This is a genomic window from Lelliottia sp. 7254-16, assembly GCF_002922995.1.
Taxonomy (GTDB): Bacteria; Pseudomonadota; Gammaproteobacteria; order Enterobacterales; family Enterobacteriaceae; genus Enterobacter; species Enterobacter jeotgali.
The window spans coordinates 132947-154785 of the sequence record NZ_PQVS01000008.1 but is presented as its reverse complement, the minus strand read 5'-3'; the positions used below and the strand labels follow the sequence as shown (position 1 = coordinate 154785).

At 49.7% G+C, this 21839-nt stretch carries 21 protein-coding genes; 8 read left to right on the top strand and 13 right to left on the bottom strand.

Features of this window, described 5'->3' with window-relative positions; all coding sequences use genetic code 11:
- Position 1 precedes the first annotated feature (1 nt).
- Genes C3708_RS12890 through C3708_RS12880 form a run of 3 tightly spaced genes read left to right on the top strand, consistent with a single transcriptional unit; the run spans position 2 to position 1698 of the window.
- The gene (locus C3708_RS12890) at positions 2 to 574 is read left to right on the top strand and encodes a fimbrial protein (protein WP_103949516.1); all 573 of its coding nucleotides are present in this window, start codon (positions 2 to 4) and stop codon (positions 572 to 574) included.
- Positions 574 to 1122: a fimbrial protein gene (locus C3708_RS12885; RefSeq protein WP_103949515.1), complete on the top strand. Its 549-nt coding sequence runs from the start codon at positions 574 to 576 to the stop codon at positions 1120 to 1122. Before C3708_RS12890 ends, C3708_RS12885 begins: the two co-directional genes overlap by 1 nt.
- A gap of 18 nt (positions 1123 to 1140) precedes the next feature.
- Entirely contained in the window at positions 1141 to 1698 is a 558-nt protein-coding gene (locus C3708_RS12880; RefSeq protein WP_158251368.1) for a fimbrial protein, read from the top strand.
- 73 nt (positions 1699 to 1771) lie between these two features.
- On the opposite strand, the gene C3708_RS12875 is transcribed toward C3708_RS12880, so the two are convergent.
- The 4 genes from C3708_RS12875 to C3708_RS12860 form a co-directional block, all read right to left on the bottom strand.
- Positions 1772 to 2725 (bottom strand): LysR family transcriptional regulator, encoded by a 954-nt coding sequence (locus C3708_RS12875; RefSeq protein WP_158251367.1) that lies wholly within the window; start codon positions 2723 to 2725, stop codon positions 1772 to 1774.
- Between the two features lie 276 nt (positions 2726 to 3001).
- Positions 3002 to 3904: an EAL domain-containing protein gene (locus C3708_RS12870; RefSeq protein ID WP_233210412.1), complete on the bottom strand. Its 903-nt coding sequence runs from the start codon at positions 3902 to 3904 to the stop codon at positions 3002 to 3004.
- Between the two features lie 78 nt (positions 3905 to 3982).
- Positions 3983 to 5911, bottom strand: coding sequence for a methyl-accepting chemotaxis protein (locus C3708_RS12865; RefSeq protein WP_103949538.1), 1929 nt, complete (start codon positions 5909 to 5911; stop codon positions 3983 to 3985).
- A 153-nt stretch (positions 5912 to 6064) separates the two neighbouring features.
- Positions 6065 to 6505, bottom strand: coding sequence for a winged helix-turn-helix domain-containing protein (locus C3708_RS12860; RefSeq protein ID WP_095281099.1), 441 nt, complete (start codon positions 6503 to 6505; stop codon positions 6065 to 6067).
- 512 nt (positions 6506 to 7017) lie between these two features.
- Between C3708_RS12860 and C3708_RS12855 the strand changes: the two genes are divergently transcribed.
- The 4 genes from C3708_RS12855 to C3708_RS12840 all read left to right on the top strand — a co-directional run bounded on the left by C3708_RS12855 (position 7018) and on the right by C3708_RS12840 (position 11920).
- Complete coding sequence (locus tag C3708_RS12855; RefSeq protein WP_103949512.1) at positions 7018 to 7845, top strand: winged helix-turn-helix domain-containing protein; 828 nt, start codon at positions 7018 to 7020, stop codon at positions 7843 to 7845.
- Positions 7835 to 8296, top strand: a complete 462-nt coding sequence (locus C3708_RS12850; protein WP_103949511.1) for a hypothetical protein — start codon at positions 7835 to 7837, stop codon at positions 8294 to 8296. Before C3708_RS12855 ends, C3708_RS12850 begins: the two co-directional genes overlap by 11 nt.
- Positions 8297 to 8584: 288 nt before the next feature.
- The gene (locus C3708_RS12845; RefSeq protein ID WP_103949510.1) at positions 8585 to 9670 is read left to right on the top strand and encodes a YncE family protein; all 1086 of its coding nucleotides are present in this window, start codon (positions 8585 to 8587) and stop codon (positions 9668 to 9670) included.
- Between the two features lie 63 nt (positions 9671 to 9733).
- A complete protein-coding gene (locus C3708_RS12840; RefSeq protein ID WP_103949509.1) occupies positions 9734 to 11920 on the top strand; it encodes a TonB-dependent siderophore receptor in 2187 nt (728 codons plus the stop codon).
- Positions 11921 to 11962: 42 nt separating this feature from the next.
- On the opposite strand, the gene C3708_RS12835 is transcribed toward C3708_RS12840, so the two are convergent.
- Positions 11963 to 12883: a M14 family metallocarboxypeptidase gene (locus C3708_RS12835; protein WP_103949508.1), complete on the bottom strand. Its 921-nt coding sequence runs from the start codon at positions 12881 to 12883 to the stop codon at positions 11963 to 11965.
- A 149-nt stretch (positions 12884 to 13032) separates the two neighbouring features.
- Between C3708_RS12835 and pheP the strand changes: the two genes are divergently transcribed.
- Positions 13033 to 14421: a phenylalanine transporter gene (gene pheP, locus C3708_RS12830; protein WP_095281105.1), complete on the top strand. Its 1389-nt coding sequence runs from the start codon at positions 13033 to 13035 to the stop codon at positions 14419 to 14421.
- Between the two features lie 57 nt (positions 14422 to 14478).
- Here the strand turns inward: pheP and C3708_RS12825 are convergent, their stop codons facing one another.
- The 8 genes from C3708_RS12825 to C3708_RS12790 form a co-directional block, all read right to left on the bottom strand.
- Entirely contained in the window at positions 14479 to 15633 is a 1155-nt protein-coding gene (locus tag C3708_RS12825; RefSeq protein WP_158251366.1) for a fimbrial protein, read from the bottom strand.
- A gap of 34 nt (positions 15634 to 15667) precedes the next feature.
- Positions 15668 to 16387, bottom strand: a complete 720-nt coding sequence (locus C3708_RS12820) for a molecular chaperone (protein ID WP_095281107.1) — start codon at positions 16385 to 16387, stop codon at positions 15668 to 15670.
- Entirely contained in the window at positions 16384 to 18888 is a 2505-nt protein-coding gene (locus C3708_RS12815) for a fimbria/pilus outer membrane usher protein (RefSeq protein WP_233210415.1), read from the bottom strand. The genes C3708_RS12820 and C3708_RS12815 overlap by 4 nt, the downstream gene beginning before the upstream one ends.
- Positions 18889 to 19057: 169 nt before the next feature.
- The gene (locus tag C3708_RS12810) at positions 19058 to 19609 is read right to left on the bottom strand and encodes a fimbrial protein (RefSeq protein WP_095281109.1); all 552 of its coding nucleotides are present in this window, start codon (positions 19607 to 19609) and stop codon (positions 19058 to 19060) included.
- 338 nt (positions 19610 to 19947) lie between these two features.
- On the bottom strand, positions 19948 to 20214 hold the full coding sequence (locus C3708_RS12805; RefSeq protein ID WP_103946749.1) for a hypothetical protein: 267 nt from the start codon (positions 20212 to 20214) through the stop codon (positions 19948 to 19950).
- 78 nt (positions 20215 to 20292) lie between these two features.
- Positions 20293 to 20772: a fimbrial protein gene (locus C3708_RS12800; protein WP_103949505.1), complete on the bottom strand. Its 480-nt coding sequence runs from the start codon at positions 20770 to 20772 to the stop codon at positions 20293 to 20295.
- 59 nt (positions 20773 to 20831) lie between these two features.
- A complete protein-coding gene (locus C3708_RS12795; protein ID WP_103949504.1) occupies positions 20832 to 21350 on the bottom strand; it encodes a fimbrial protein in 519 nt (172 codons plus the stop codon).
- 18 nt (positions 21351 to 21368) lie between these two features.
- Positions 21369 to 21821, bottom strand: coding sequence for a fimbrial protein (locus C3708_RS12790; protein WP_103949503.1), 453 nt, complete (start codon positions 21819 to 21821; stop codon positions 21369 to 21371).
- Positions 21822 to 21839: the final 18 nt, after the last annotated feature.

Here is a 21839-nt window from a genome sequence, read left to right as displayed (position 1 = left end):
GATGAATAAAACACTCTTAAGTACAACTCTGTTAATGTCGACATTATTCTCATTACAGACTATTGCTGATGTACCTAACCAGGTATTACTGCACTACACGGGTACGGTTATTTCCCAACCCTGTGATATTTCCATCGGTAGCACAACCACGTTAGATATGGGGGATGTAGATATTGCGACGCTTTCAACGCAGGGTGCTATTACCCCATGGCTAAACTACCAGATTCATTTTTCGCATTGTGATGTATCGACAGTAATTTCACTTGGCAGCGCAATAAATGGAAATACATGGGGATCAGCAAGCAGTAAAACTTTTGGTGTTTTTGATGCCCAGTCAAAATTACTGAGCAATATTGGCCTTCAGGTTTTTGTGAACGCAGATAAAGGTGAGGTCAATATGTACGATACAGCTGAGAATTACGCTTGGCTTAATATTATTCCTAAGCAGCGAGAATCGGAGACGGCAACAAGTTATAATCTGCCAATTAAATTTAGTTTTAAAAATTTAAATGGTGTTGCACCTGAATCCGGAAAAATTACCGGTGTTTATACTATGGCGGTTGAGTATAATTAATGATGAATAACTTTCCCGGTGTATCTATTCTTCGGAGCCTTCTGTTTGGTGTTATATCAGGAGGGTTGATTTGTCCATTATCCGTACATGCTAGTACAAACTACACCTTTAATGTTACGGCGAATTTAACGTATTCGTCTTGTACGGTGAATACATCCAATCTTACGTTTAATCTATATATGAATTCCGTGGATTTAGAGACAGCTGGCAGCAGTTCAGACTGGCAAGCACTGCCTGGTCAAGTCATTACATTATCCAACTGTTTTGGTGGCACCAACAGCGTGGATGCCACTGTGAGTGGCGTCATGGATGATGATGATAATAACGGTTTCAAGAATCAGAGTGCTGCAGATAGCCCGGCTACGGGCGTTAGCGTGCAGCTGAAATCCGGTGAGCAAATGCTGCACAATAACGATGTGATCACGACGGATATTAAGGCCGATCACACCGTTGATATTCCTCTGGCGGCACGTTTATATACAGTGAAGGGTAGCGTTACACCCGGCGACGTTTATTCCGTTATCAATTTAACGTTAACCTATAAATAGTTTTTAGAGATGGCCACTATGAAATACTACAAGGCTGTGCCAAAAAGTACCTTATTATTATTTCTGATGGTGTCGTTTACATCGGGAACTGCTCTGGCGGTGAACTCGAGCAATGTGCAGATCACAGTGAATGGCACAGTCGCCGGTTCAAGCTGTACTGTTGTCGGTGGCTCTTCGCAAACGGTGGATCTAGGCGTTGCCAGTCCGGCAATACTCAACTCTTCAAACTCTGCCTGGGTCTGGAAAGCATTTACCATCGGGCTAGAACATTGTCCAATTGGTATGACTAATGCCACGATTACTTTTAGCGGTGAACCTGACCCGGATAACGCGCTCTATTATAAGAATACGGCCGTGGCATCAGAAGGGACGACTGTTGCAGATCATGTGGCTATTCAGCTTGCTCCTCAAGTGGGTAACGAGCAGTTAAGCACGGGTTCGCAAATGGTCACGACGGTTAACAGGACCAGCCATCAGGCTATTTTTAACGTGCAGGCCAGGATGATTACCCCAACTGGTCGCGCAACGGCTGGGGCAGTGGCAGGGCATATTGATTACACGGTTGAGTATAAATAGTGCCAAAGAAATTTGAGCCGGGTGAGGTAAAGTGAGATGGAGACAAAATCACCATCTCCAAATATTTAAATGATTACTGTTTATCTTCTTCCGCCATTTTCGAAATGAAATGCTCTTCAATTTTTGTCATAATCTTAACGAAATTTTCGTTCCCCAATGCACTCTTGTTATAATTAATGTAAAAATCCACAGGTTCAATATCAAAATCCGTTTGTAATATTTTTAAGCCCATTGAATCGGCAAAATTATCAGCAAACCACTTTGGTACAAAGCTTAAGCTGTCAGTTTTTGCTGAGACGGACGCGTTGACAAATATCGAACTGCTGTTAAATGCAAAATGGCGTGCCTGAAGATTCTCATCGATATCACGTTGTACACGCTTAAGCCCTACAGTGTTCACATTCAGAAAAGTAGCAGACTCACTTTTTATTGCTTCACGCGTTAATAGTTTCTCAACGCGAGGATGCTCTTTTCTGCATACCGGCACCACGTGTTCTTTCATACAGAGCCTGGAAATAACAGAGGCACTAAAGTAGGTGTGGGTATCCAGGACAATATCGGCCTTACGGTAGGCAAGAATATCCTCACCATTATCCAGTAAAGAGTCCGAAGATAAATGGACTATTTCACAGGGGATTTCACTTTGCTGAATGTCTGCACAGAGATCGGGTAGCATGCGTAAGGCTAAATAAGGTGGAGCATAGATAACAATGCGGTGCGGGGTGGATTGGTTAGAAAAATTAATGATGGATTCTATAATACCGCCAAAGTTTTTAGAAATATGAGCATGTAGGTTTATTGCAACCGTAGTTGGCTCTATTTTTTGTCCAGTACGAACAAACAAAGGGTCGGAAAAGTATAATCGTAATTTGCTTAATGATTGACTAATAGCGGAACCACTACTGTTTAATGTCTGCCCTGCTTTTTTAACACTTCCATGAATGAATACGGCTTCAAATACCAATAATAAATTGAAGTCAAAGTTATGTATACGTTCAAAATTTGATGTGTTTTTGTCATTCGGCATGATATATGTTCTTCCTGAGCAGTAGGTCTGAGCAAAATATAAACTAATGATGCGTTTTTTATCTGAGGCTAAATGATGCATCAAAAGTAAATAAAGTGAAATAAAAATAATCCGCAATAATTTAATGTGCTTATAATAAACTACACATCCATAATTATGGAGTATAGCTCACTTTGCTGAATTAGCGAGGTAAACAGCTATAGCCCTTTTATTATCGGGGGAGTGGCGATATGTCCTATTCCGGATATGATTAATGAAATAGACCTACAGGTACATTTAAAGCTGTTTCTGATACATGTGAACTTTTAAGGCGATGCGGGGAAGTGTTTTCGCCATCACCACACGGATCAGCTCGCTCACTGGCACAGGCTTGTAAAAGTAAAACCCTTGCAGGAAGTCGATCTGTTTTTCGCACAGGTAATCAGCTTGAGCTTGCGTCTCTACCCCTTCAGCAATGATTTTTAGGTGCATGTTTTTGGCCAGAGCAATCAGGCTATCAACGAGGCGCGTATCGTCGCTGACACCAATCTGGCTTACAAACATTTTATCGATCTTAATAAACTCAGGATTTAGAGCGGAAATGTAGGACAGATTGGAATAGCCGGTGCCAAAATCATCCAGCGCCACGGAGATGTTAGAACGCCTCAGCGCGGCAAACCAATTGCTGAGCTGCGGAGTGAAATGTAGCGGATGCCTTTCGGTAATCTCCATGACCACATGGCTCTGATTCGCTGTGAATTTTTGTAGAAGCTCGCATGTGTCGATTTCAAAGTTCGGATCGAGACAATTTTGTGCGCTGATATTGATGCAAATATATGTCCCAACCGGGAAGAGATGAATTTGATGCTCAAGATCGGCAATCACCTGCTGAATCAGCAGATGGGTAAGCGGCACAATCAGATCGTGCTTCTCTGCCATAGGGATGAATACGTCAGGCGAAACATAGCCGTAAATGGGGTGGCGCCAGCGGGCGAGCACCTCGATACCGGCGACTTGCCCCGTCTCTGCATTGATGAAGGGTTGATAAAAAGGAGTGATATGACGCTGAGCGATAGCCGCTTTCAGGGTTCTCAACGTCGGGTCGATCTGCGAGGTTTTGAGCCATGAAAGTGCGCGGGTCCATGAGGAACCCATACCGGTCAGGATCGCGTGTTCTTTTTTAAGGATGTTTTCCATCATTCACTTTCATCGCAATGTCGTCAGACAATCCGTTTGAGACAGCCTGACGAGGGTGGGGAGTAAATCAGTGGACCGGGATTAAAACTGTACCCAGTCGTTCTGATCGCGAGCCGCATCTTTTTTGGCGGCATTCAGGGAAACCACGTGGCCCTTCGTGGCCGGGCGCACATCGATGCGCGTTTGTGGCGTCTTCGACACGCGGAAAATCGACACGACTTTTTCAAGTTGTACGGCCTGGTTTTCCAGCGAGCTGGCGGCAGCAGAAGACTCTTCGACCAGCGCCGCATTTTGTTGCGTGGTGGTGTCCATTTCTGCCATCGCCTGAGCAATCTGAGAAATCCCACGGCTCTGTTCGTCCGTTGCGCTGGCGATTTCGCTCATGATATCGCGCACCTGAGCAACGGATTTCTCGATTTTCGCCATCGCCTCTCCCGCCCCTTCTACCAGGTTAAAGCCGGTATCGACGTGAACCGCAGATTCGTGGATCAGGTTTTCAATCTCTTTTGCCGATTGCGCACTGCGCTGGGCCAGGGTGCGAACTTCTGCGGCGACGACCGCAAAACCTTTACCCTGATCGCCCGCGCGCGCCGCTTCTACGGCGGCATTGAGCGCCAGAATGTTAGTCTGGAAAGCGATGCTGTTAATGACGGTGGTGATTTCTGAAATTCGGTGCGAGCTCAGGCGCACATTTTTCATGGTATCGATCACTTTCTGTGAAATCTGGCTACCTTCGCTGGCATTTTGCGAGGCTTCTTCCGCCAGCAGGCGTGCCTGATTGGCGTTTTCAGCATTCAGGGCGACGGTGGATGTCAGCTCTTCCATGCTGGCGGCTGTTTCGACGACGGCGGCAGACTGCTGTTCGGTACGCGACGACAAATCCATATTACCTGCGGCAATTTCAGTGGACGATCGTGCAACGCTTTCCACTCCATCGCGAACATCATTAATAATGTTTTTCAGATTATCGTTCATGGTCGACACGGCCTGCATCAGCAACCCAGGTTCGTCGCGGCGAGTGCTGGTCAGTGTGCTAGTGAGATCGCCTTTGGCGATTTGCTCGGCGACGCGCAACGTTTCAATCAGTGGACGGGTAATAGAGCGGGTGATCATCATCGCCAGTAAGATACCTAAAGCGATACCGATGGCGGCGACGATACTCATTTGCAGTCGAACGCTGTTGACGGTTTCACCCACTTTTTGCTGCTGTCTGGTAAACATCGACTGGATAGACTGCGTTAAGACGACGGCTTTGCCTGTTAAGGTGGTCGAGAGCGTCGATTGTTCCGTCCAGACGGCTTTGTAATTATCCAGCTCTCCGGCAATGCTCCTCATATCGTTGAGGCCGGTGTTGATCCAGGCTTTTTGGTCTTGCGCTACAAACGCTAAAAGTTGTTCTGAGTCGGATTTACCGATTTCCAGACGCGAAAGAATGCCTTGCTTGAGTTCTTCAGTCGGATTTTGTTTGTAGGTTGATACCTGTGAATCGATATCGCTCATGATAAAAGCGACATGCGCAGCGACCAGCGCCTGCTCGGGAGTGAGGTCGTTGCTGCGGCTCAGTTTAGAGGCGATTTCCGAGTTGTCGCATAAATTTTGGGTGCTGAGTCGGCGTTCACTTTCTTTCTTTTCAGATACCGCTTTAGTGAATGGCGTCAGGGACATCAAATAGTCTTTCACTGCAGCATCGGTGTTATCCACGCTGGTTTTACCCTCTGCTGTCCAGGTGAAGGTTTCCAGCTGTGCGATTTTATCCTGCATGCTTTGTGCGGCAGCATTGGTTTGATCGAGGTACTTTTGGTCAAGGGTGTACTGGTAGTTTAAACGGGCCAGGCGTACGGCAGACAAGGTGTTAAATAGCCCTGTCGTATGCTCGTTTTTCTCTACGCGATCCTGGATGCTGGAAATCCCCAATATGCCGGACGCTAAGATTGCGAGGGTGACCAGCAGAATGGTGGTGAAACCTAATAATAATTTCCTGCTGACTTTTAAATTCTCAAAACGATTCATTACGCTCATCATTTTTTCCAGTGTCGGCTTTTACCGAACGACAATGTTTTATGCTATGTGGACCATCATTAACGGAATTAAAAAACGGGTGCTGGAGAGAAGAAAAAAAAGCCCTTTACACAAGTGCGCAGGGCAAAAACCGCTGAATTGACATCACTCACTCAGGGTATCAGACTTCTCCTTTTTTTTGACAGAATGAGCAGGGAGTTCGCTCATTCTATAATAAACGGGTATGACATCCTGGTAATTAATGATGTAACCATGCCCACGAATATTGCGAATAAAGTCTTCGGGTAGCCCTAGAAGATTGAGTTTATTATTCAGGTTATGCAGAACTTGCCATAACCGCTGGGTGGAAGGACTGAGGTTATTGTCCTCCCAGATTTTCTCAAACAGTTCTTCTTTGGCGACCACTTTTTTGCGACCATGTTCCAGCAGATACAGAAAAAGCCGTAACATAGTTTCATTAAAATATATTGAGGCAAATGCCACGCTTTTATCGTTATGGCTCCCGGAAAGTCGGTATAGCCTGCGATTAGAAATATCAAAATGAATTTCGTCACCGATCATAAAACCATATAGACGATAGCCCATCTCTTATATACCTGATGTAGAGTAAACCTGACATGCGCCACAAGAAATAATCTTTTCATAAACCATACATTTTATAAGGTAGATTATATGGCTGCTATGAATGCATTCCAATACACAACCCTATGCACTATAAGAAACCCTGTGTTTAAGTTTCGTTAATAGAGTTTATATTTCCATAAGATACATTGGTGGTGTTAATGTCCTTGTTTGTCGTGATTAAATAGCTTTTTATGCTGAAAATGCGTACTTGATCAGATGCTCAACATTAAGTCGTGAATTTTCACTGATTTCAAGCATGAATCGCTGATTGTACGAGTCTATGGTTTTGAATCCTCCAGCCCCTGTATTCGATAATCATAACTTTAAGAATTACCTGACAAAAAGAGGAGTGAAGTTATATGATTTATACTGAATAAGGTCAGGAGGCGCAGCGCAAAAAAAGTGAATTTTGTTCGGTAGTGGTTTCATCAACATGCTGATATATAATAATTAAATTCTGAATCAGGTTTTTTATGACAACTCCCGAAAGTGCCATGAAGAAAGTGTACCTTATTAACGAGACCTTACTGTTTGAACCTGATGTGCGACGGATTGGACCGCTGGTTGGTTATCCGCACAGGGCGGTCACCCTCCACGGGCCGGTCAGTGAGTGCCTGCTTTTGCTGCTAGAACACAACGATCAGGTGGTAACTCAACGCGTTTTCTTTGCCTCCGTCTGGGAAAAGCAGGGTGCGGTCGTCACCACCAACGCGCTGTATCAAACCATCTCGCAAATCCGCAAGGTATTGAAATCTGGCGGAATAGAAGAAAATATCATTAAAACGCTGCCAAAAGAGGGGTTTAAGGCGACGGCAAACCTGAAAAAAGGGGAGCTGAATATGTTTATCCAGCCGCAGAAAACCTCTCCGGTTTCCGTTTCATCCGAGGAATCTGCCATTGCACAAGCCGCCGCTGTCGCCATCCCTGACGCGCCGCGCAGAGCGCCATTTTTCAATTCATCTCGCGCCTATACTCTGGCCGGAATTCTTTTTATTCTCTCCTGCGCCGTACTGTATTCAGTGATGAAAGAGGGGCAGTCTGAGGTTGAAAATTACCAGCCGATTGGCAAACTCAACGGGTGTGATGTTTATTCTTCCTGGCGTGATAAGGCTAAAAGCCGTGAGATGTTTACCGCACTGACAAAGCGCTACGATATTCATTGTAATGCAGGGGGCACAGCCTGGATGACGCTCAATTTTGCGCAGCAAGGAAGCTCGGTTATTGTCTGCGATAGGATGCCGCAGGATAAAAATGCGCAGTGTGATTCTATTATTTACAGGCAGCAAAATCATGATGAATAAAATGACGCTTCGCTGGACACTCATCGCGCTTGCGATTGTGGCTCCGCTCCTTATCGCCTGGTATATTCATTACCAGCATAATCATTTCAGCTGCGAAGCGCACACCACGGTTATTGATGATAATTATGTTCTCGATATTATTGCTGATTATTCATTTAACGGCGGGGAAGGGACGTATGAGACGTCTGGCGATTATATCCAGCCTGGGCAGCCTGTCGTGGCAATCAGCAATAAAATTGCCTTTAATTACTGGCGAGAAGCCGACAGCATTATTATGGTCTCGACTGAAACCAATGAGCGACCTAAAAAAAATCAGGCCTACAGACTGAGCATTCCTGATTTTTATCATGTACGTGACCGTGGAATCCGGGTTCAGATAACACCCGCTAACGCTTCAAGCTATTTCATCAGCTACGGCAATGCCCCTATTCTTTATTGTACTAAAGGATAAACATCGGTCTCGCTAAGTCCTTCTCTATTCAGGCCGTTTTATCTTGTTTCCCATATTTACGCTTGATCATATAAAGATAATGAGTATAGTTCTCATTCTCTTTAGTGTTTGTGGGCGTAGACGGACAATTCCCGCATAAACAGTGAGCGCAGATCTCACACGGAACACTGAGTGTTAACGGTGGATTCTGCACGGCCTCACAGCCTGTCAATACAACCTTAATCGCACAGCAGCATGCGACGCAGTTTCCCGCCTGATTCTCTTTTTGAACGGTAAAGGATGTTCCTGATGACAAAAAAATTGTCCGCGCTGGCACTGCTGGTGGCTGCCTCTCTTTCCGGCTGCGCCGCGCAGCACGCCGCAAAACCGACTCCCGCTCCTGAAGCCCAGACCACGGTGACCGCTCCGGCAGAAACGGGCGTACTGAAGCGTGAACTGGCCGATGGCCTGTACGAAATGGTGCTCAGCCCGAAAGGTGACGCGCTGTATGTCGCCAGTTCCGAAGGCTTCAAAGATGTGCAGGGCGGGGTAGTCTACAAACTCGATCCGACCACGCTGAAAACCATTGGTCGTAGCCACACCGATCTGAAAAACTTTGCGCTGGCGATCTCACCAGACGGTAGCACCGTGTACGCGACCAACTCGCTGGACGGTGGCATCAGCGCCATCAATACCGCTGACGGCAAAGTGAAAAAGCGTCTGCTGTTTACCGAGCGCAACAAAGAGGGCTTCCCGTACGGTGCGCGCCAGGTGTTGCTCCATGACGGGACGCTTTATATCGGCGGCGTTGCCGATCCGGCGGTGGTTTGGGTAGTCGATGCCGAAACGCTGAAGCTGAAAAAAACCATCAAAAACGCTGGGCAGTGGGTCACCGGGCTGCTGTGGTCTGAACAGACCCAGCGCATCTATGTTGCCAACGGCGGCGGCGAAATCCTGATCATCAATCCGCGCACTAATCGCATCGAAAAACGCTGGAAACCGCTCGGTGATAAACCGGCGCTGCTGCTGAACATGGCAGAAGACAAAGCCACTGGCCGCCTGTTCGTGACCGACAACTCCAAAGCCAAAACCACGCTGGTGCTGGATATCCACACGGGCGAGGTGCTGAAACAGCTCGATGTAGGCGATTCGCTGGCAGTGAAATTCAACGCCAAACGCAATGAGCTTTACATCTCCCAGCGCGAAAGCGGAAAACTGCTGAGCCTGGATGCCACCACGTATGCCGTGAAGCAAACCTGGGAACTGCCGCCGAATCCGAACAGCCTGCTGCTGTCGGACGATGGCCAGACGTTGTACGTCACCGTTAAACAGGCTTTCAACAAAGACCATTCGACCAACGGGCCGGACAGCGTAGTCAGAATTTCACTGAAATAAACCCCTATAAATAATCAGGCCCGGAAACGGGCCATTTTTGCGCGACTATTGAACGAGTTAGTTATGACCAACACCCCTTTAAATAAAACGCTGCTGGCACTCGCTATCGGCGCGGTTACGTACTCCGCCTTCGCGGCGGAAACCTCCAAAGAAGACACCATTGTGGTGCAGTCCGCTCCAGCCAGTGAGTTCAAACCGGGCGGCGATCAGCTGGTTCCGGCTTTTCTCGACGGGCAGGTCGCTAACGGCGGCCGCATGGGAATGCTCGGCCAGCAGAGCGCGATGGATGTGCCGTTCAACATCATCAGCTACACCGCAAAACTGGTTGAAGACCAGCAGGCCAAAACTATTGCTGACGTGGTCGCCAACGATGCGGGCGTGCAATCGGTGCAGGGCTACGGCAACAGCGCCGAAAGCTATCGCATTCGCGGTCTGAAATTCGACGGCGACGACATGACCTTTGGCGGTCTGTCCGGCGTTCTGCCGCGTCAGGTTGTTGATACCCAGATGGTCGATCGCATTGAGATCTTCAAAGGCGCAAACTCCCTGATGAACGGCGCAGCAAGCTCCGGCGTCGGCGGGATGATCAACCTGGAACCCAAACACGCAGGCGACACGCCGCAGGCCAAAATCGGTGTGGATTACACCTCCGATTCGCAAATCGGCACCACTTTGGATGCTGGCCGTCGCTTTGGCGAAGGCGATCAGTTTGGCGCACGCGTGAATCTGGTCCACCGTGAAGGCGAGGCGCCGGTTGCCAACGACCGCCGCCGCACAACGCTGCTCTCCACCGGTCTGGATTACAAAGGCGACAACTTCCGCACCTCTGTCGACATGGGTTATCAGAAGAAAACCTTCCACGGCAGCGAAACGGGCGTGAACATTTCGGCGGTCGATTTTGTGCCGACACCACCGAAAAACGATCGCAACTACTCGCAGAAATGGGCTTACAGCAATATCGAAAACGAATTCGGTATGTGGCGCAGCGAGTATGACATCACCGATAACTGGACCGCTTACACCGGGCTGGGCGCACAGCACGCCCACGAAGAGGGCTTGTACAGCGGCGCGAAGCTGATGGATAAGAGCGGTAAAGCCACGGCGACGCGTCTGGACACCAACCGCATCAGCGACTCCATGAGCGGCATGGCGGGCATTCGCGGTAACTTCGATACCGGTTTTGTCTCGCACAAAGTCAACGTTGGCTACTCGGCGATGACCAAAAACGAAAAAATCGCCTGGAAGATGTCGGCGGCGGCGGATAACCCGGTCACCAACATCTATCACAACACCGGCGTCGATAAGCCTGACAGCACCAACTTCAATGGCTCTGGCGGCAATTACAGCGATCCCCTCACCAGCGGCCGCACCCGCACGCAGGGCTGGCTGCTGAGCGACACCCTCGGCGTGCTGGACGACAAACTGTTGTTCACCGCTGGCGCGCGCCATCAAAAAGTGGTGATTCGCGGATACAACAAAAAGACCGGTGCAGAAAGCGACGCTGACGCCTTTGACGGCAGCCGCTGGATGCCAACGTATGGCGTGGTCTACAAACCGTGGGAAGAACTCTCGCTCTACGCCAACCATACGGAAGCGTTGCAGCCGGGTAAAACCGCGCCGAATACCGCTACTAACTACGGTCAGAGCACCGGCATTGTTCACTCTAAGCAGAACGAAGTGGGTGTGAAAGCGGACTTTGGTCGCGTGGGCGGCTCGCTGGCGCTGTTCGAAATCAAAATGCCGTCGGCGATCCTCGATAGCGTCACTAAACACTATGGTCTGGACGCTGAACAGCGTAACCGTGGCGTTGAGTTGAACGTGTTTGGCGAGCCGATGCTGGGAATGCGTCTGAACGCCAGCGCAACCTGGCTGCAGGCGGAGATGACCAAAACCAATAACGGTCTCAATCAGGGTAATAAGGTCATCGGCGTGCCGAACTTCTACGCCGTATTGGGTGCGGAATATGACATCAAACCGATCGACGGCCTGACGGCGACGGCGCGCGTGAATCACTCCGGTTCTCAGTACGCGGATCTGGCGAACAGCAAAAAGCTCGACAGCTACACCACACTGGATCTGGGTATGCGCTATCGCTTCGCGGTGAACCATAACCAGAATCAGATGACCGTGCGTGCGGGTATCGACAACATCACAGACGAAAACTACTGGGCAAGCGTAGACGACTCTGGAACCTACGTGTTCCAGGGCGAGCCGCGCACCTTTAAGGTTTCCGTCGGCTACGAGTTCTAAGCGTTACCCTCGTTATCAGGGGCACGGATGCCCCATCCATTCTTAAGCGTGTGCTAACGCAAACTCTATTGCAGTGCGAACGGTCACAACCTGTGCTCGCGTACAGGCTTCAGGCGTGGCGTCCGGGCTGTCGGGATACACTTCGGTGGTGGTAGTAAATGGCGCGCCTGTCAGGGTGGCGCACAGGTGGTAGGCATTGTTGTCATATTCCACCACACCGTGGCTGACGACCGGGTAGTCCAGCATGTTGCCGTTCTTATCCGCAGGGGCAATGTGAGTCACTTTCTCCACGGCAGCAATAATGGCCGCCTGGAAATCCAGCCGCGAATTCTGCGTATCGCTCACCAGATAGTAGCCATCTGGAATGGTTCCCGGCTCAAACGGCTCGCCGTCTCGCGCCGCTTTCGCCGGACGGAACTCGCTTTCATCGCTGTCGGTGGTTTCGTGCAGATCGACGTGCAGCAGGAATTTGCCTTTCAGCGGGGCGGTAAACGCCATCAGCGCGCGGGCTTCTTCACCTTCACCTTGTGCCCAGAACTGGCGGTTGGTATCCACGGCATCATAGTTCCAGCGGGTCACATGCTCATACGCCCACGGGCTGACGCACGGCACCACCAGCAAATTGATTTTCCCCGCGTACTCATTCTGATATTCAGAGAGGAAACTCAGCGCCCCCATAACGCCGCTGGTTTCATATCCGTGGACGCCGCCGGTGATCAGCGCGACGGGCAGGCTGTCGTCCCAGTGTTGCGATTTCAGCGCCATCAGCGGGAATGTCTGGTCGCCATAGTGCAATTCGCCGTATTGACTCACGTCATAGCGAGGTTTGAGCGCATTTATGGCGTTCAGCACGTCAGTTTCATAGCTTCGAAAACGCGTCTGGCTCTCGCGCCACTGCTGCTTTTCGGCTGCGGTCCAGGGCTTGCCTGGGGTTCCGATAGGGTAAAAAGGTTTCACAGTCATAGGTCACTCTGTCTGGTTTGGGTTTTCAACATCATACCCAGCCATGATTTCTAATTCATCCCGGTCTTTGCGAGCCGGCCTGCAACTTGCTCCTGCAGACTCGAAGTGTTAAAAGGTGCCCCTTCAATAAAAATACACAGGGGTCAGACGTGAGAGACGCGTCATCCGCTTCAGACAATGCGGTTTCTGAAGGCTCGTCGGAACAGACACCGACGCTGCAACGTGGTTTGCAAAATCGACATATTCAGTTAATTGCCCTCGGCGGCGCGATTGGTACCGGGCTGTTTCTCGGCATCGGGCCTGCGATTCAGATGGCCGGTCCAGCGGTTCTGCTGGGATACGGCATTGCGGGCGTTATCGCTTTTCTGATCATGCGCCAGCTCGGCGAGATGGTCGTCGAAGAGCCGGTATCCGGCTCTTTTGCACACTTTGCCTATAAATACTGGGGTCCGTTTGCGGGCTTTCTTTCTGGCTGGAACTACTGGGTGATGTTTGTGCTGGTCGGCATGGCTGAGCTTACCGCCGCTGGCATTTATATGCAGTACTGGCTGCCGGATGTCCCGACGTGGATCTGGGCCGCCGCCTTCTTCATTATCATCAACGCCGTGAATCTCGTGAACGTCCGTCTGTACGGCGAAACCGAGTTCTGGTTTGCGCTGATCAAAGTGGTGGCGATTATCGGCATGATCGGCTTTGGCCTGTGGCTGCTGTTCTCGGGTCATGGCGGCGAGCGCGCTAACATCGATAACTTGTGGAAACACGGCGGCTTCCTGGCGACCGGCTGGAAGGGGCTGATTATGTCCCTGGCGGTGATCATGTTCTCCTTTGGCGGACTGGAGCTGATCGGCATCACGGCGGCTGAAGCGCGCGATCCGCACAAAAGCATTCCGAAAGCGGTCAACCAGGTGGTGTACCGTATTCTGCTGTTTTATATCGGTTCGCTGGTGGTCCTGCTGGCGCTCTATCCGTGGGTCGAAGTCAAATCCGATAGCAGCCCATTCGTGATGATTTTCCACGACATGAACAGCAATCTGGTGGCCTCGGCGCTGAACTTCGTCATTCTGGTTGCGTCACTGTCGGTTTATAACAGCGGCGTGTATTCCAACAGCCGTATGCTGTTTGGCCTTTCCGTGCAGGGCAACGCGCCGAAGTTCTTAACTCGCGTGAGCCGTCGCGGCGTGCCGGTCAATTCGCTGCTGCTGTCCGGGGGGATCACCTCGCTGGTGGTGCTGATCAACTACCTGCTGCCGAAAGAGGCCTTCGGTCTGCTGATGGCGCTGGTGGTGGCAACCCTGCTGCTGAACTGGATTATGATCTGCCTGGCGCACCTGCGCTTTCGCGCGGCGATGCGTCGCAAAGGGCGTGAAACACAGTTTAAAGCGCTGCTCTATCCGGCGGGTAACTACCTGTGTATCGCCTTCCTTGGAATGATCCTGGTGCTGATGTGCACCCTCGACGATATGCGACTGTCAGCGTTACTGCTGCCGGTGTGGGTGGTGTTTTTATTCGTGGCATTTAAGTTATCGCGACGTCATTAAGCATCGCAGGGTATGAGCATAACAAGGGGACCTGTGTACAGCGGTCCCCTTGTTTTCTTAATAATAGGTCATCGTGATATCGGCTTTGGCGGTCACATCGCCGGAAAAATTTTGTCCGTCGGACAACACCTTCGCCGCAGTTTGCGTCATTGCAGCATAGAAGCGATGACTGGAGACGCCTTCATTAACGCTGCCCGTATGAACTTTCTCACCAATCTGGATGGCGCTTCCCGCAGTATCGAACAATTTGACGCCCAGTCCATCAATCACCTTATTGTTCTGTGCATTAAAGACATTGAGGTAGTCCTCAGAACTCCCGCCGACGTTAGCGTCGGTAAAGGTGATATCCAAATTGCTGAATGCCGCTCCACAGCTGAACGAGAGATCAAAGGGAACGTGATCCCCTTCTTTTGGGAACCCCCCGGTAGATTGCTTGGTATAGTCCGGCAGTTGAACCGTCTGCCTTTTATCGACAAGGCTACAGCTGGACTGTGAGATATAGACCCCAGTCCCTAAGTTAACGTAAACAGAAGTGGAACCAGAGTTCATATTCTCTAAATCAAAACGCAGCTGCGAGCCAATCATCACCGGCATTCCGTCATAGGCGACGGTACCGTTTTTGATTAAATCCGCAGCCATCGCCTGGACGGCATAATTTTTTGTCGGATCGTAAAGCCAGGCTGTTTTATTGTCGTTGTACTGTCCGCCAAACTGGAAGGCTACCGAATCTGCTTTGGTGCCAATAGGGTAAGTCTCATTCATTGCTTTACCGCTCACCAGCTCAGCGGGCGGATAGCCGTTGGTCACCGTCGCGCCGCTGACGGAAAGCGGTTTGAGATAAAGTTTAAGATATAGCCCTGAATTTGAGGTGAAACCCCATCCTTTAACCGGGATCATAACCGCGTTATTGATAAGGTAAAGTGCCATCCAGAGTTCACCGTTGAACCCGTCCGGGAAATCATAATACTCCCCATTGGTCGTGCAGGAGATTCGCATGCTTGGCAAAAATTCACCGAAATCCCAGTGCTTAACGACGGTGCCATCCGGCGTTCCGGGATCAACAGTAATCGGTTGATCGGCGGTCATCAGGCTAAAGGGTTTCACCCCGCCGGTATCAATTTGACAGGTCGGTGATGAAGCGAATGCATCAACGCTGATGAAAGCAAAGCTGCTGACCACCAATAAAGATAACGTGTTAAAGGTCTTATTCATAAATCCCTCACTTCCCCTCAGGTTCGACAAAGGATTAATTGCTGAGCGACGCATGTTGAATGGCTGTTTCACCGCCAAAATCATTAATGGCAGAGTAGCTCAACTGAGCCGAGCCAGTTGCAGCCTTGGCCGGAATTTCATAGCGCATTTCCCCTTTTGCAGGGACCATCGGATGTTTGTCGATAACACTCTGGCCGTTGAGCGTCAGCGTTGAGAAACTGACGTAATATGGCGTTGGGTTTTGTGCCACCAGCCAGCGTTTACCCCCATCGCTTTCCGTTCTCCAGTGAAGTTTAGTGACACTTTCTTTGGGATCTCCCTCCAGACCCGCAGGTCGAACAAACACCTTGATGCGGGAGCGAACGGCCAGGACGAGCTGGTTACTTTTCACTTTTGGTGCCGGTGGAATCTCCTGCATGACCAGCCAGTAGACGGTTTCCCGATCGGTTGGCAGCGAGCCAGGCATTACCAGTAATCTGAGGCGGGCTTCTTTATTTGGATCGATTTTAAATAACGGGGGAGTGAGGACTATTGGGATATTTTTATCACTGCCCTTTAAATCCTCGAGCCATGACTGCACCAGGTAGGTGGTATCTTTGCTGTCATTTTTCATCTGCACGCTGCCTTCTTTATCGCTGATATAAATAATCGCGCGCGTTGCCTCTGGCCTGACGGCGGCCAACGTACTTCCAGTGGCCAGGAGTGAAAGCATTCCCATCATGATGAGAAAGTGTGAGCGGAACGTGTGTTTCATAGTGCACCTGTATGACAAGTTTGTTGAGTTTGTTGATACCAGTCGGAAGATTTCCCCGTCGCGGGAGGCAAAATGAAATGACACTCTTCACCGCCTTTATCTCCCCAGTGGACTAACAGAGGCGTCTCGCCTTTGGCTAAAACGCCGGATAAATAGAGCTTACCGTCGCTGGCTACCATGCCGACTTCGACGTTGTCCTGATAAACATAAGCGCCAAACGGTGCGTTCTGCCCGTTTTCCAGCGTGAGTTTTACCATCGCCCGGCGTCCGACACGGGTGACAAAATGGGTGACTGTCACGGCGCCGTGTGTCGGCGTGACGTTCATCCCACTGTTGACCAGCTCCACATTCTGGTTGGCGGTGCGGGTATTCAGTGAAATGGTGTTCTCGCGGTATGGCGTCACGTAAGGCACGACAGCTTTACCCTGTTTATTGGTACGAACGCCCGGCTGTCCGTCTATGGCGACGTTGTCCGCGTCGGGGGCTTCAACAATATTCACTGTGTCCCCCAGATTCTGCGAGAAAATGACACCGTTGCTGTAACCGAGTACACCGCCGGACATGCCCAGCGAGTACTGGCTGGTGTCAGGGCTAAACGAGCTACTGGCACTATAGCTTGCAGCAGGTGTGCGATAGTTTGCTGACACGCCTGGGGAGTATTCGCCACCCTGATTGCGCTGTACTGACATGCTGTAATCCAGAGTGTTATCCAGCTCTGATCCAGAGAGCGTTGCCATTTGGCTATTGTTGCCCTTGCTGGTGTTCGACATCAGCGACAGGCTGGTGTTGTGATGAGCGCCAAAGTCGAGTGGCATCGACAAACTCAAGGATAGCTGTCTATCCGTGATCTCACCGGGGCTTTGGTTAACGCTGGCGCTGAGGCCCAACGACGCCATTTTTATTTGGGTATTGAAACCCAAAGTGATCGAGCGCTGGTTGCTTTGCGTTTCGCCTTCATACGGATAATATTCTTGATTATCAACGGTAAGATAGCTGCTCCCCAGTTCCCCAAGTCCCTGATTTAACGTGAGTTCAATCTCATTTTTACGATGAGACGTGTTGTTGTCAGCGTCGCCCCATCGCTGATCGGCATACTCGCTGAATGACTGGAAATCGGGGGTACGGAAACGATAGGCGGAAACCTGAAATGACGTATTGGTACTGTCAAACTGACGGGCATAGAGCACCCTGACGGCCTGGCCCGGAGACTGATTTGCGCTCGCGTCGTCTTCATCTTTACGCGCATAGTTCGCTTGTTTCTCGATAGCCCAGTCGAGGGACATACTGCCCCAGAATCCCAAATCATATGCGCTACTGACAGCCAGCGACTGATACCCTTCACCGGCTAATACAACGTTACTCAGGGTCAATTTATTTAACCCATATTCAATGCTCGCCTGAGCAAGTCCGGGTGAATGGCTAAGGGAGTTGCTGCTGCGATATTGCCCGGCACTGACGTTATATCGCCAGCTGCCGGGGCGGATCATATCCGGCAGTGAAGTGTAGGGAACGCTGAAATCCTGCTTACTGCCATCGCTTTCCTCAACGCTGACATCGAGGTCTGCACCCCGCTGGCCGCTGGTCAGGTCGGTGATGGCAAACGCGCCTGGCGGAACGGCTTTACTGTAAATAATGCTGCCGCGCTGACGAATAACCACTTTTGCATTGCTGTTTGCCACGCCACGGATAACTGGCGTGTAGCTAAACGCTTCACCTGGCAACATCTGGGTATTGGTACCCAGGGCGATACCTTTCATCGGTATCACCCCCATCACGCTTCCTGGCGAGTAGCTGTAGACATCTCCCATCGTCAGTGTCGACAGCAAGCTATTGATATCCGTTTCGCCGTAAGCACGATCGTGGTTATCTTCCCATTGCTGCCCATCAGATTTGTTAAAGGTATCGAAACTGTATAAGCGCCAGCGGCCGAGATTGACGGCGGAATTGAGGCTTAGGTAGCTGGTGTCTGAGGTTGAATTCTGGTTATCTCCGTGGCTGCTGGTGTGGTAGGTGTAACCGCTATAGTTAACGCGCACTGCGTTGACCCCTTTGTCCCACATGGCTGGGTTGACGGCAGTCAAGGGATTGCTCTCCAGAATAGCGGACTGCGGCAGTGTAAGGGTTCCGTTCTGGTTACCCTCATCATAGCTAAAGTGCAGCTCGGGCCATTTTGCGCTGATATCGAGGCAACTTTCTCCCGGCAGTTTATTCGCAGGTGTGAATGCCGCTTTATTTAATCCTGTGGGGTTAATATTTAACTGATTCAGAATTGTAGAGGTGAAGCAGGGGGCTGATTTACCGTCATTGCCGGTTGAAATATATTCCAAGTTTATTTTTTTGGCTTCCGCGCCATTGACGGAGACGTTGATTTCCTTCATACCACTGCTGATCGCATCAGCCTGATAAAATGCTGATGGAAGGCGAGTGTCTACGCTCCCTTGCTTTAAAAACTCAGGGTCAAATATAGGTGTTTCGTCTGCTGCATGAGCAGAGAAAACCATTAATGATAAAATAATGAGAAGGGGGGAAGGGGCTACTAAGGTATATTTTTGCATACTCCCCCCCCATTGATTAATGTGATATATGGACGCAGCCGTAAGGCCACCTTTTCCCACTTAAAGTGTGAAAAGGTGGAGTCAGACTGGTTAAAACGAAACGATATAAAGGTAATTACTGGTAGGAAACGTCAAAAATCGCTCGGGACTGAACGTCGCCTGACGTTACGGAAGCTACGGTGGAATTCGCTTTATAAGCGGCCTTAAATTTTAGTGCATTGCTGCCGGTGGCCAGCGTTTGAGGTTTAGAGTAGGTACCGGTATTAATGTCTACCAGCGTCACGCCATCATTTTCCAGAATGGCCACACCGACTCCGTTGGTCGCTTTGGTGTTTTTGAGGATGGTGGTATCGGTTGTATCCGCGGTGCCGGAAAAGTGGACGGTAGCATTATGCATCGTGGTGACATCGCAACCGGTCAGATCGATGGTAAACGGTGTGACGCCTGCCATTTTAGAGGTCGCATCAAAGGCTCCGGTGGTGATATCTGGCAACGTGACAATGGTACCGTTGGCATTGCCGCTACCATTTACACCGCTGACGGTACAGGCCGAATCAATGATTTTCCCATTAAACGTCACATCACCATCGCTGGCACGGGCCGCCTCTGTCGCAAAAAGAGATGCGCAGATAGTCATAGCAAAGAAAGATAGAGCTGAAGTTTTCATAAAGTTCTTTAAACCTGTGATATAAATGATTTTTGAAAAATAGTGAGAACAATTCACACATTGGAATATTGCTCGGGAGAGTTGATAGTTTAAATGAAATAATAATTGGCACCAGTTGGTAAATTATAAGTAATTTATTAAGCTGGGCTAATTGTCTCGTAAAAACAGAGTGTTGCATTATTGATGTTCAAGGAGTGCGAAAAACATTAACAATAAAAAATCGTAGTGTGAGCATGTTTGAAACATTTTTGTAAAGGAAATCCTTAAGGCCTCAAAGATAAGATTCTCTGAGGTAATCCTGGACTAATGTTTAATTCATGAAACACACTGTTCTATTTTCAATGGCTATTATCTAGTTGTTTCATGATATTTGCCCATTCTTCAATCTGATCCTGGTACAAAAATTGTGTTACCGCAGGTTCTATGGTGCTATTCCCGTAGGTGATAAGACCAATGCAAGGGTACTTCAAGGGCATGTTTTTTATCAGCTCATCGTCAAGTTCTTCAGGGCTTAAATAGCTGTAAAGAAACGACTCATCTTCGAGATGATGGTAATCTTTAATCATCCAGTCCCGGTATTCAGATTCATTTTTAATTAACTTCATACGGTAATTCCTTCATTATTTCATTCATTCTCGCCACTGTATTTGCAATGGCATAAACTTTAATTCTGTTCAGAATACTTATTTGAATTCAAAGGAAAACTCCATCAACGCCGCGACTGAACCAGAGGTCGCACCTCCGGTGGGCGTGATCATCCGTCCTTTAAACTGCAGCGCCGCGTTGTGCGCTTGATCCACCGTCGCGGTGACGGTTTTGCCATTGCTGATTTGTGCGTCATCCGCGGCGTTTTTCACTTCAACCGCCACTTTTTTAGCCGTTCCCGTATTGAGGAAGTCTTCCGCGCGGTCCTTATCGGGCGTGCCGCTGACGGTTGCCACCACTTGAGTCACGGAGTCAGGGCAATCCGTCAGCTCCACGCTGAATGGTTTCCACTCTGTCGCCGCATTGGCCTGCTTTAAGTCCGCCACCCGACCCTTACCTAAATCGACGCTTTGTTCGATCGAGCTCGCAGCGACCTTGCAGGATGACTCCTTAATGACGGCTGACACATTGACCACGGCACCAGCGGCCTGAGCAAACGGAGAGCCAACACTCAGCACTAGCGGTAAACACCACAAAACGGTGTGTAAGAGCCTGTTTATACTATGCATAGTGGTCACTATTTATATTCAAATTCCACGTTAATGGTCGCTTTTACGGCACCCGGAGCGGCCACGCCGCTGCTATACAGACGCGCTTTCACGTCGACCTGAGCCGCTTTATTCACGATGTTCAGACTTTCCGTTTTCCCGGTGCTGAGCATTTTCGGTGTGGATTCATTGTCTGCCAGCTGTACGCTGATGGTGGGGGCTGCACCTTCATTTTTGTATCCGTCGCTGTCGCCATTCGTGGCTGGAGTTCCCTGGAAACTGGCAATGACGCTGCTCGTCCCGGCAGGACAGTCCGTCAGTAAAATCGAGTTCACGGGTGACCAGGGCGTCGTACTGCCCGCCGCTTCCAGCGCGGATGCCTGAATATCGCCCAGATCAATATTTAAAGTCTCTGTGCTGACGGTACACGGAGACGCCACAATATTGGCGATCACCGTGATGATTGTCGTATTTGCTGCCTGTGCTGTGCCCGTAGATATTCCGAGAAGTGCTATTGCTACGGCAATAGCGTTAAAACGATTATTCATTGTTAAACCCGCTTACGGTTATTTAAAAGTATAAACTAAAGTGATCACTGACTTCACACTGCCTGCGGTTGCCGCTCCCGAACCATTATTACGAATGCGAAAATCAAAAGCCGTCTGCGAGATTGTTTCCTTCAGGGCCAGGCGTACCGGGATAGTAACTCCGTCGTAAGCTGGCATGACGGTAGGAATTTCCATTTTGGCCTGCACCGCAAGATGTTCTGCGGTTCCTTCATTGGCGATATATAAGTTGTTCTCGCTATCCGGTGTGGCATTGATAGTCACATCGTATTCACTGACATCTGCGCATTCTGTTAAATTTATCTTCACTTCTTTCCAGTCAGTCGCTGAATCAGAGGTCGTGAAATCCGTTATCGGAAGAGTGCCAAAATCAACCACCGCAGAGGGGACGGAGATGGTGCAGGGGGGGGATAACCACTGTACCGCTGTAGTTGAGATAAATTTGATCGACAACCGGAATAGCCAAACAGT